General features: G+C 69.8%; 7 protein-coding genes. All 7 read right to left on the reverse strand.

Annotation, left to right across the window (positions count from 1 at the left end):
* Positions 1–92: 92 nt before the first annotated feature.
* A complete protein-coding gene (locus tag JOF46_RS13720) occupies positions 93–2603 on the reverse strand; it encodes a ComEC/Rec2 family competence protein (RefSeq protein WP_209907960.1) in 2511 nt (836 codons plus the stop codon).
* Complete coding sequence (locus JOF46_RS13725) at positions 2600–3382, reverse strand: ComEA family DNA-binding protein (RefSeq protein ID WP_209907962.1); 783 nt, start codon at positions 3380–3382, stop codon at positions 2600–2602. The genes JOF46_RS13720 and JOF46_RS13725 overlap by 4 nt, the downstream gene beginning before the upstream one ends.
* Before the next feature lie 99 nt (positions 3383–3481).
* Positions 3482–4669 (reverse strand): DegV family protein, encoded by a 1188-nt coding sequence (locus JOF46_RS13730; RefSeq protein WP_245348129.1) that lies wholly within the window; start codon positions 4667–4669, stop codon positions 3482–3484.
* Positions 4670–4693: 24 nt separating this feature from the next.
* Positions 4694–7210, reverse strand: a complete 2517-nt coding sequence (gene leuS / locus JOF46_RS13735; RefSeq protein ID WP_425355056.1) for a leucine--tRNA ligase — start codon at positions 7208–7210, stop codon at positions 4694–4696.
* A gap of 231 nt (positions 7211–7441) precedes the next feature.
* Positions 7442–7954: a hypothetical protein gene (locus JOF46_RS13740; protein ID WP_209907964.1), complete on the reverse strand. Its 513-nt coding sequence runs from the start codon at positions 7952–7954 to the stop codon at positions 7442–7444.
* A 196-nt stretch (positions 7955–8150) separates the two neighbouring features.
* The gene (gene glpK, locus JOF46_RS13745) at positions 8151–9665 is read right to left on the reverse strand and encodes a glycerol kinase GlpK (protein ID WP_209907966.1); all 1515 of its coding nucleotides are present in this window, start codon (positions 9663–9665) and stop codon (positions 8151–8153) included.
* Between the two features lie 93 nt (positions 9666–9758).
* Positions 9759–11465 (reverse strand): glycerol-3-phosphate dehydrogenase/oxidase, encoded by a 1707-nt coding sequence (locus JOF46_RS13750; protein WP_342592452.1) that lies wholly within the window; start codon positions 11463–11465, stop codon positions 9759–9761.
* Positions 11466–11536: the final 71 nt, after the last annotated feature.

Consider the following 11536-nt stretch of genomic DNA (forward strand, 5'->3'; position numbering starts at 1 on the left):
GACCTTTACCTAGTGTTTGAACAACCCCATCGATCCTATCCCCAACCCCGGAAAGCGGCATATCCCCTGTGGTTGTCCGGTATTCGTGTCGATCACGGTGCCGCCGCCGGCCCCGGGCCGAGGGAGGAAACCGCCAGCCCCTTTCCGTCCCAGCCCACGATGATGGTCCCGCGGATATCGGTGCGCAACGCCACCACGTGGTTCTCCTCCAGCGCCCGAAGCGCCGTGTCCGAGGGATGGCCATAGGTGTTCTGCGCCCCCACGCTGATCAGCGCCAGCACCGGCCGCACCGCCGGCGCCGTGCGGACCCCGCCGTTCGCGGCTCCGTGGTGCGCCACCTTCAGGATGTCGGCGTGGGTGATGAGCCCCCTGTCGATGAGCTGGCCCATGGCTTCTTCCTGCATGTCCCCGGTGGCCAGCAGCGATACCGGCCTTGGCGCCCCGGGCACCTGGATCTCGAAGCGGATGACCAGCGATGCGTCGTTCTCGTCGGTGAACAGCCCCGAGGGGATCGGGCCCAGCACACGCCACGACAACGGCCCGGCGTTCCCGGTGGCGCCCGAACCCAGCTGCTTCGCCTCCGGTTCCCGGCCACGGCCGTCCGTGATCACCGGAGGATCATCCGGGTCGTCGGCCGCGGAGTAGTACAGTGCGTCCACGCTCCGCCGGTCCCCCACGCCCTCCAGCCCGCCGTCGTGGTCGGCATGCCGGTGCGTGATGAACACCGCGGCGACCTCCTTGACCCGCATCCGATCCAGGCACGCATCGATCTGACCGGGCTCGCGCCCGGTGTCCACCACCACCGCGCTTCCGTCCCCGGCGTTCAACAGCATCCCGTCGCCCTGCCCCACGTCGCAGGCGACCACCAGCCAATCGATCGCCGGGGCGGGCACCAGCGCGGTGACCGGAAGCACCAGTCCCAGCAGCAACCCCGTCGCGATCCCCTGCACGCCCAGCCGCGCCGCTGACCGCCAGGTGCCGGCAAGTGGGCGCACCTGGCCCAGGGCAACCAGCACGCCCAGCACGATGCCCCACGCCAGCACGATCCCCGCCGCACCGGCGGGCCAGGGCCGCAGCGCCCCCGGCAGCGAGGCGATCCATGTCCCGAGGATTCCCACGACCATCGCCGGCATCCCGGCCAACCAGACAAGGGCCAGGCCCACCGGCGGAACCAGCATCAGCACCACGACGCCGAGCGTCCCGGCCACGGTGATCCACGGGATGAACGGTGCCACCAGCAGGTTCGCGGGCACCGAGTACAGCGAGAAGGACGGGTTCAGGGCCACCAGCACCGGCAGGCAGGCGATCTGCGCGGCCAGGGCGATGGCTGTGCCCTCGGCCAGGACCGCCGGCATCCAGCGGTTCAGCCGTTCGGCCAGGCGCCGCCCGATGACAACGATCCCGGCGGTGGCCAGGGCGGAGAGCCGGAAGGCAGGCTCGCCGGCCAGCCACGGGTCGATGGCCAGCAGCAGCACCACCGCCAACGACAACGCCGACAGTGCGTTCCGGCCCCGGGAGGCGTGCACCCCCACGGCCGCGATGGTGCCCATGACCGCCGCGCGCAGCACGCTGGGCTCGTATCCGACCAGCAGCACGAACCCGGCCAACGCGCCAAGGCCGAGCACCAGCGTGGGCGCCCGTCCCAGGCCCAGGACCCGGCACAGCGCCACCACGAAGCCCAGCACCATGGCGCAATTTGCGCCGCTGACCGCGCTGAGGTGCGAAAGCCCCGCCACCTTCATGGCCTCGTTCAACGCCTTGTCCGCTCCTCTGCGGTCCCCGAACACCATGCCCGGGAGCAGGGCGCGGGCCGGTTGCGGCAGCGCTGCGCAGGCGGCGACGAAGCGGGCGCGCATCGCCTCGAAAACCCCCGGTTCCTTGGGCTCGCCCACCGGGAGCAGGTCCGCGGCGGCGTTGAGCCAGAAGCGCAGCCGGTCCCCGGGCTCGGCGGCCGAGACCTTGGCAATGACCTCCACGGTGGTGCCGGCGGCCGGCGGGATCCCTCCGGCACGGGACTCGGGGTAGCTCAGCCGCACCGGGACCCCTGAGACGATCCAGTTCCCGCTCCGGGCCACGGAGAGCACGCGCGCCTCGACGGTGAACTGCCGGTGCTCCCGGGCGTCCTCGGAGAACCTGTCGATGACTGTCCCGGCCCTCGGGGCGGCGGTGAAGGCGAGCTGGACGCGCACCGGCGACCCGCTGGCCGCCGCTTCCTTCAGGGTGGCAGGGTTGCTGCCGGCCCCGGTGAGCACCAATTGCGTGAAGACCAGCCCCGCCGCGGCGCAGGCCAGTGCCGGTGCGGCAAAGCTCGGGGTCGCGGCCGGCCCCAGTCGCCCGTGCCGGGGACGCAGCAACGCCAGCAACCCGGTTCCGGCGGCAAGCCACAGTCCCACGGCCCAGAAAACCTGGGGTGTTTCGGCCAGCTGCACCCCGCCCAGCGCCGCGGCCCAGGCCCCGGCCAGCGCCCAGCAGCCGCGCAGGTCAACGCGCCCGGGCTCCGGCTCCGGGGCATCCCTTGGGGCGATCTCCAGCCACTTGCGGGCCTTTTCGGCGAGTTTTCCCGCGGCCCATCCCATGGCGCGGCCGCCGGGCGGGGCGCTCATTCAAACACCACCAGGTCCCGCAGGTTGCCCAGCATCGCCGGGCCGATGCCGCTGACGGCGTCCAGCTCGCTGAGGTTCTTGAAAGGACCATGGGCCTGCCTGAAGGCCAGGATCCTTCCGGCCAGGGCGGGGCCGATGCCCGGCAGTTCTTCCAGTGCCGCCTGGTTGGCGGTGTTCACGTTGAGCTTGCCCGGCGCGGCACCCGGAGGCCCGGTGCCGCCTGTCTGTCCGGGGTCGGGCACCGGGCCCGGTGCGGCTTCGCCGCGGCGCGGGATGCGGATCTGTTCGCCGTCGCGGATCTGGGCGGCCAGGTTGATCGCCTCGGGTGCCGCGTCCTTGGCCAGGCCTCCGGCCCGGTTCACCGCATCGAGCACCCTCGAACCCAGCGGCAGGGCGTAGACCCCGGGGTCCTTCACCGCGCCGATCATGTGGACCACGGCGGTGGCACCGGCAGCAGGCGGGGCCGATCCGTCCCCCGCACCGGGGGAGTCGGGTGCCGGTTGCCCCGGTTCCCGAATGGGTTTTTCGGGCGGGGGTTCCTTGGCAGGCGGGTCGCCGGTGGCTTCAACCTGCGGGGGCTGGGCGACCTGCAGCGGGATGGTTTCGGTGTTGCCCGGGGCACGCGGGGGCGGGTTGAACAGCAGCGACACCGAGATCCACGTCAGGGCGCCGAGGATCAGGACGATTGCCGCGGATCTGCCGATGAGCACACGCAAGTGCCCGGGGGCCGGGCCCAGGTTGGTCCTGGCGGCATGATCCGCCCATTCGTGAGAGCCCATGCAATCCATTGCACCCGAGCCGCGTTGTTGCGCGGGTCGATCGGTGCCCGGCTGTGGAGAACCCCTGCCGGCCGCGGTCCGGTCAAGCCGGTCCTGGTGCTATGGGGTTTCGGGACGTTCCGGGCCGGGCACCGACGGCGGGGTCTGCGCGCTTGGTGCACTTGGCGCCTGCACCGCGGCCGTGCGGCGGCGTGCATCGCGGCGCGGGGCCTCGTTGCGGGACTTCGGCTCCGGCTTGGGCCGGGGCTCGGGTTTCGGCTTCGGTGCCGGCCTGGGCTTCGGTTCGGGACGCGCAGGACCCGGCGCTGCAGGTTCCTTGCCGCCGGCTATCGCGACGGCCAGCACCCCGGCGCCGGTGTGGGCGCCGAGCACCGCGGGCACCGGGATGGCCAGGACCTCGAATGCGGAGGCACCGGCCAGTTCCTGCACGATTTCCTCGGCTGCTTCCTGGTTGCCGAAGTAGTGCACCGCCAGGCGCACCTCGGGCCCGCGTTCGGCGGCCTCCTGCCGGGCGATGGCCACCAGGCGGGCCAGCGTGCGCGAATGCGTGCGGACCTTTTCGTGGGCGATGATGTGCCCGTCGCACACCGACAGGATCGGCTTGACGTTCAGCAGCGTGCCCAGCACCGAGGCCAGGGCCCCGATCCGCCCGCCGCGGCGCAGCTGCTCCAGGGAGGGAACGGCAAAGTACACGTGGTTTTCCGCGGCCCTTTCGGCCACGGCCCGCAGTTCCTCGATGGGCGCGCCGGTCGCGGCCAGCTCCACCACATCCATGACGGCAAATCCCTCGGCCAGGGCCACGGTGAGCGAATCGACGACGGTGACGGGAACCGGGGAGGACTCGGCGGCCAGGCGTGCGGCCTCCACCGTTCCGGAAAGTGCGCCGGAGAGGTGGATGGAGATGATTTCCTTCACCCCGGCCGCGGCGAGTTCCTGGTAGGCGCGCAGCATCTGCCCGGGGGCCGGGCGCGAGGTGCGCACCGCCTTGCCCATGGCCAGGCCAAGGGCAAGCTCGGTGGGCACATCGTCGGTGCCCTCGGAGAAGATCTGGTCATCGACCATCACCGGCATGGGCACCACTCGCAGGTAGCGTGCGTGCTGCCCCACCCAGGTCTCGGGCAGCGCGGCGGCCGAATCGGTCACCACGCCCACGGGCACCGAGCCCGCATTTTGGGCCTTGCCCTGCACCGGGGCGCCGGTGCGTTGCCTCCGGCCGCGCAGCCGACCCATCCAACCGCCGGGGCCCGAGGGGCGCGGCGGTTGGTGGGCGGGCTGCGATTGGTCCATGGAAGAAGGCTACCTTGCGGAAGCCTAGGAGGCCGGGACCACGTTGACCAGCTTCGGCGCGCGCACGATCACCTTGGCGACCGCCGCACCGTCGAGGCAGCGCACCACGGCCTCGTCCGCCATGGCCAGCGCCTCGAGTTCCTCGGCCGTGATGTCCACCGAGACCTCCAGGCGGGCCCGGACCTTGCCCTTGATCTGCACCACGGCGGTGATGGTGTCCTCGATGAGCAGCGCCTCGTCGACGGCGGGCCATCCGGCGTTGGCGACCGAGGGCTCGTGCCCCAGGGCCGCCCACATGTCTTCGGCCGTGTACGGGGCGAAGAGCGAGAGGATGATCGCCACGGCCTCCGCGGCCTCGCGCACCGCCGGGTCGGCTGCGCCGGCACCGGAGTCGATGGCCTTGCGGGTCGCGTTGACCAGCTCCATGGTCTTGGCGATCACGACGTTGAACTTGCCGGTATCCAGCATGCCGGCGGCCTCGTGCACCGCCTTGTGGGTGACCGAGCGCAGCGCCTTGTCACCGGTGGCCGGGTCGGTCCCCGGTGCGCTGGAAACATCCTGGGCCATTCGCCAGGCGCGGGCCAGGAACTTCTGCGAACCCGAAGGGGAGACATCGGCCCAGTCCACGTCGTCCTCCGGCGGGGAGGCGAAGATCATGGTCAGGCGCACGGCGTCAACGCCGTACTTGTCCAGCTGCTCGCCCAAATCCACGCCGTTGCCCAGCGACTTGCTCATGGCCTTGCCGCCGTTGAGCACCTGGCCCTGGTTCAGCAGCGCGCTGAAGGGTTCGGTCACGTCGATCAGGCCCAGGTCGTGGATGACCTTGGTGAAGAAGCGCGAGTAGAGCAGGTGCAGGATGGCGTGCTCGACGCCTCCCACGTACTGCCCGACCGGCATCCAGTCGCGCACCGCCTGCGGGTCAAACGGGCCCTCGGTGTAGTTCGGGGAGACGAAGCGCAGGAAGTACCAGGAAGAATCCACGAAGGTGTCCATGGTGTCGGTGTCGCGCTTGGCGTCGGTCCCGCACTTCGGGCACGGCACGTTGACCCAGTCGCTGGCCGCTGCCAACGGGCTGGTGCCCTTGGGGGCCAGGTCCTCGCCGCGCAGGTCGTCCGGCAGGCGCACCGGCAGCTGGTCATCCGGAACCGGGACCTCGCCGCATGTTTCGCAGTGGATGATCGGGATCGGGGTGCCCCAGAAACGCTGGCGGCTCAGCAGCCAGTCGCGCAGGCGGAAGTTCACGAACTTCTCGCCCGTGCCGGCGGCTTCGACGATCTCGATGGCGCGGGCAATGCCCTCGGCCTTCGGCAGCCCGTCCAGCTCGCCGGAGTTCACCAGGGTGCCCTCGCCGGCGGTGGCAATGCCGGTTTCGGCCGGATCCTCGGCGCCGGTGTCAACGACCACGCGCACCGGCAGGTGGAAGGTGCGGGCGAAGTCCAGGTCGCGCTGGTCGTGGGCGGGCACGGCCATGATCGCGCCGGTGCCGTATTCGGCCAGCACGTAGTCCGCGGCCCAGACCGGCAGCTTTTCCCCGTTGAGCGGGTTGATGGCGTAGCGACCGGTGAACACACCGGTCTTCTCGCGCTCGGTGGCCTGGCGCTCGATCTCGCTCAAGGCCTTGACCTTGTCCTGGTACTCCTCCAGCGCCTGGCGGTGCTCCTCGGTGACCAGCTCGTTGGCCAGCTCGGCGTCGGCGGCGACCACGAAGAAGGTGGCGCCGTGCAGCGTGTCCGGGCGGGTGGTGAAGACCGTGGTCTTGTGTGCTTCCTGCGTGTCGGTGGCCTCGACGATGAAGTCGACGTGCGCGCCCTCGGAACGGCCGATCCAGTTCTTCTGCATGGCCAGCACGCGCTCGGGCCAGTGCCCGTGCAGCGCGTCCATGTCATCGAGCAGGCGGTCGGCGTAGTCGGTGATCTTGAAATACCACTGGTTCAGCGACTTCTTGGTCACCGGGGTGCCGCAGCGTTCGCAGGCGCCGTTGACTACCTGCTCGTTGGCCAGCACGGTCTGGTCCTTCGGGCACCAGTTCACCGGGTGGTTCTTGCGGTAGGCCAGGCCCTTTTCGTAGAAACGGGTGAACAGCCACTGGGTCCAGCGGTAGTACTCCGGGTCGGAGGTGTGGATGCGGCGTTCCCAGTCGGCGGAGATCGCGTAGCGCTTGAAGCTGGCGGCCTGGGTGTCGATGTTGGCGTAGGTCCACTCCGAGGGGTGGGCGTTGCGCTTGATCGCGGCGTTCTCGGCGGGCAGCCCGAAGGAGTCCCAGCCGATCGGGTGCATCACGTCGTATCCCTGCTGGCGCCAGTAGCGGGCGACGACGTCTCCCATGGCGAAGGCCTCGGCGTGGCCCATGTGCAGGTCGCCGGAGGGGTACGGGAACATGTCCAACACGTAGCGGCGCTCGGCACTGCCGTCGTCCTTGGGCGTGAAGACCCCTAGTTCGTCCCACACCGGAGCCCATTTGGCTTCCATGTCCTGGAAGCTGTAGGCCGCTGCGGTGGAATCGTTGTCCGCGGTTTCGGTGCCGGTGGGCTGAGTGCTCACTATCGTGTTTCGCCTTCTTTTGTCGTGCGCCTGTGGGGGAACGTCTCTTGGCCAGCTGAGCCGAGTGGGTGTGCCTGGCGCAAATGCCCGTGACACACAAAAGCCCCTTGGCAATCAAGGGGCGGCCGTACGGGGAGTATCCCGTACGGCTAGGTTAGCAAGAGCGCAACGTTCATGTCGCCAATTCTACCGCACGAACCGTGCGGGGTGCGGGTTCGTGTCCCGGCCCCCCTATTGGACGGGGCGGCGGTAGGCCGCCGAGTCGTCGTGGTGCAGCGGTCCCGCCGGTGCCGGACGCCGTCCCAGCCAGGCGATCGCTCCCAGCACCCCGATCACCGCATAGGTCGCCTCCGATGATGCCCCGTGCCACGCCACCCTTGCGGACAATGCCGGGTATTCGGTGTAGCTCGGGTCCATCCGGATGGCTTGCTGCACCTCGCTGGTTCCGAAGATGAGCACGCAGGCGGCCATCACGAGAGCCGCCGCCAGCACGGCCCCCACGCCTGCCGTGCGTTTGGACTGCAGGTGCGTTACGGCCCCGATGCCGGCAAGCACGACGGTCAGTGCGATCGCGGCACCGAATTCCCAGCCGGCCCGCGGCATCATCACCGCGAAGGGTTGACCTCCCCAGTCCAGGCGCACGCCCCTGGACAGCCAGTCAAAATGCATTCCCAGGTAGCCCAGCAGCGCGAACAGCACGAAACCCGCTGCCGCCCCGCCAAGAATCCGCACCAATGCCCGCATGCCTTGCCCGCCTGTCCGTGCGGCTTCCTGCCCGCAGGGGCGGAAGCGTGGGTGGGCCCGAACGCCGAAGTATGCGGGCCGAAGTTCCTTCCACCCTAGCCACGGGTGCATCTCGCGGGGCGTTTTGGCCCACAACGTTATGCAGCCGAGACGCTGCGGCGCCGGCCTGCACGATGTGGCTGCCCACGAAAGGCGATTAGCGCACGTCCTGGTCGACCCAGTCGAAGGTGCGGGTGACGGCCTTCTTCCACAGGCGCATCTGTCGCTCGCGTTCGGCCGGGGCCATGGCAGGTTCCCAGCGCTTGTCCTCGGACCAGTTGGCCTCGAGCTCCCCGAGGTCCTTCCAGAACCCCACGGCCAGCCCGGCGGCGTAGGCCGCTCCCAGCGCCGTGGTCTCGGTGACCGTCGGGCGGATGACCGGGACCCCGAGCAGGTCGGCCTGGAACTGCATGAGCGCATCGTTGGCCACCATCCCGCCATCGACCTTCAGCTCGGTCAGCGGAACCGCAGCGTCCGCGTTGACAGCGTCGAGCACCTCGCGGACCTGGAACGCCGTGGCCTCCAGCGCAGCCCGGGCGATGTGGTGCTTGTTGGCGAAGCGGGTCAGCCCGACGATGGCCCCGCGGGCCTCGGCGCGCCAGTACGGGGCGAAGAGCCCGGAGAAGGCCGGGACGATGTACACCCCGCCGTTGTCCACCACGCCCGCGGCCAGGGTTTCGACCTCGGCGGCGGTGGAGATCATGCCGATGTTGTCGCGCAGCCACTGGATGAGGGATCCGGCCACGGCGATCGATCCCTCCAGCGCGTAGACCGGGTCCGCGTCGCCGAGCTTGTAGCCCACCGTGGTCAGCAGCCCGTTCTTGGAGCGGACGATTTCTTCGCCGGTGTTGAAGATCAAAAAGCAGCCGGTGCCGTAGGTGTTTTTCGCCTCCCCTGCGCCGAAGGCCGCCTGCCCGAAGGTTGCTGCCTGCTGGTCGCCCAGGATCCCGGCGACCGGCACCTCGCGCAAGAGCTGCGAGGAGGCCACCTTTCCGTAGACCTCGGAGGAGGACTTGATGGCCGGCAGCATCGAGGCGGGCACCCCGAAGTCAGCGAGGATCTCCTCGTCCCAGGCCAGGGTCGCCAGGTCCATGAACATGGTGCGCGAGGCGTTGGTGACATCGGTGATGTGCACCCCGCCGTCGGTTCCGCCGGTGAGGTTCCAGGTGACCCACGAGTCGGTGTTGCCGAAGAGCAGGTCCCCGGCCTCGGCGCGTTCGCGCGCCCCGGCGACGTTGTCAAGGATCCACTTGACCTTGGTGCCGGAGAAGTAGGGGGCCAGCGGCAGCCCGGTGCGTTGCCTGTACCGCTCCGTCCCGCCGTCGGCGGCCAATGACCGGACGATGTCCTGGGTGCGGGTATCCTGCCAGACAATCGCGTTGTAGACCGGTTCGCCGGTGTGCCGGTCCCACACCACGGTGGTTTCGCGCTGGTTGGTGATCCCGACCGCCGCGATGTCGTGCCGGGTGAGGTTGCCCCCGGCCAATGCAACGGCGATGACCTCCCGCACGTTCCGCCAGATCTCGAGCGCGTCGTGCTCCACCCAGCCGGGGTGCGGGAAGATCTGCGCGTGCTCCATTTGCCCGGTGGAGGCAACGGTGCCCGCATGGTCAAAGACGATGGCGCGGGAACTGGTGGTTCCCTGGTCGATCGCGATGACGTACTGGTTCATGGCGGTGCCTTTCAGCGTCGGATGGGGGCGGTAAGGCGGGATCGGAGATGTGCGGGGAGCCAAGGCGGCCGCGCCGCCTCCCTGGGCGACGCCCTACGCGTTGGACAGCGCCGGGCGCGCCCCGTGGTCCTCGGTGAGCACGCGGCGGCACTCGGCGACCTGCGCGGCGGCCTGGCCCTGGTCCCAACCAAGCACCGAGGCCAGGGCCTCGGCGACCTGTTCGAGCAGTTCGCCGGTGACCAGCCCGCGGAAGGCCAGCGAGGTGCGCCGGATGAACACGTCGGCCAGCGATCCCAGGTGTTCGTGGGTGCCCAGGTAGGCAAGTTCGGCAGCGGAGAGTTCGTCGCTGGCCGGCAGCGTCGGGTCATCGGGCCCGATGAACTCCAGCACCGTGTCGGCCCGGGTGCCGTAGCGCTCCAGCAACACCTCGAGCCTGCGGCGTCCGGCCAGCGGGGCGCGGGCGGCAAACCAGGCCTCGAGCGCGGCGGGGGTGCCGGGGTAGTTCCGCCCTCCCCCGATGGGCAGGTTCCTGGTGGTGGGCCCCGGTGCCACGCCGAGCTCGGCCAGCACCTTCTTGCCCAGGGTCTCCCCCAGCGCGCGGAACGTCGTCCACTTCCCGCCGACCAGCGACAGCTCGGTGGTGCCTCCGGGAAGCGCCGTGCGTTCGATGCGGTAATCGCGGGAGACGAAGCCGGGGGCGGTGTCGTCGTGGCGCGGCAACGGGCGCACGCCGGAGAACCTGTAGACGATGTCTTCCTCGCGCACCTCGATGGACGGGAAGACGTGCCGGACCAGGTCGAAGAAGTACGCCACCTCCGCATCGGTGCAGCGTGCCGGCACGCCCATGTCCGCGTCGATGTCGGTGGTGCCCACCAGCACCCGGTCCCCCAGCGGGTAGATCAACACGATCCGCCCGTCGGAGTGCTCGAAGAAGATCTCCCGCCCGCCGCAGGCCTCGAGCAGGCCCAGGTGGTCAAGCACGATGTGGCTGCCCTTGGTCCCGCCCATGAAATTGCTGGCGGTGCCGATGGCCTCGTTGGTCAGATCCACCCAGGCGCCGGTCGCGTTGACCAGCACGTCGGCGTCGAAGTCGAATTCCTCCCCGGTGAGCTCGTCGCGCAGCCGTGCACCGTCGACACCGAATCCGGCCAGCGAGACGTAGTTGCTGGCCCGGGCGTGCGGGTTGGCCTCCAACCCGTCGCGCAGCACATCCAGGGTGAGGCGCTCGGGATTGTGCACCGAGGCATCGAAGTAGGTGGCCGTGTACTTCACATCCCCGCGCAGCAGCGGCAGCTGCGCCAGCGAGGCCTTGGCCCCGCGGAACTTGTGCCACGGGGTGTTGCGCCCCACGGCCCCGGCAAAAACGTCGTAGAGCACCAGCCCGGCCTTGATCAGCACCGCACCGCGCTCGGTGGTGGTGGAGCTGCGGTGGGTGAGGAAGCGCATGGGGGCCGAGAGGATCCCGGAGAAGGTGGAGAAGATCGGGATGGTGGTGCGCAGCGGCTTGACGTAGTGCGGGGCGATCTCCAGCAGCCGGTTGCGTTCCTGCACGGACTCGTGGACCAGGCGGAACTCGCCGTTTTCCAGGTAGCGGATGCCGCCGTGGATCATGTGCGAGGAGGCTCCCGAGGCGCCCTGGCAGTAGTCCCCGCGCTCCACCAGCGCCACGTCCACGCCCTGCATGGCCAGGTAGCGGAAGGTCGCCACGCCGTTGATGCCGCCGCCAACGATGAGGACCTTGGCTCCGGGCCGGGCGCGCAGCGCGGCCAGTTCGGATCGGTGGGACGCTGTGGCTGCCACGATGGGGCCATCCTTCGGTGTTGCAGTGGGCGTAAAGCGTGCTTCACATGGTCTTCTCGACATTACCGGGG

Source organism: Paeniglutamicibacter psychrophenolicus, assembly GCF_017876575.1.
Lineage (GTDB): Bacteria > Actinomycetota > Actinomycetes > Actinomycetales > Micrococcaceae > Paeniglutamicibacter > Paeniglutamicibacter psychrophenolicus.

What these genes read in the sequence shown, in the direction of transcription:
- JOF46_RS13720 (WP_209907960.1), bottom strand. Translation starts at nt 2,603, where the DNA reads ATGAGCGCCCCGCCCGGCGGCCGCGCCATGGGATGGGCCGCGGGAAAA.
- JOF46_RS13725 (WP_209907962.1), bottom strand. Translation starts at nt 3,382, where the DNA reads ATGGGCTCTCACGAATGGGCGGATCATGCCGCCAGGACCAACCTGGGC.
- JOF46_RS13730 (WP_245348129.1), bottom strand. Translation starts at nt 4,669, where the DNA reads ATGGACCAATCGCAGCCCGCCCACCAACCGCCGCGCCCCTCGGGCCCC.
- JOF46_RS13740 (WP_209907964.1), bottom strand. Translation starts at nt 7,954, where the DNA reads ATGCGGGCATTGGTGCGGATTCTTGGCGGGGCGGCAGCGGGTTTCGTG.
- glpK (WP_209907966.1), bottom strand. Translation starts at nt 9,665, where the DNA reads ATGAACCAGTACGTCATCGCGATCGACCAGGGAACCACCAGTTCCCGC.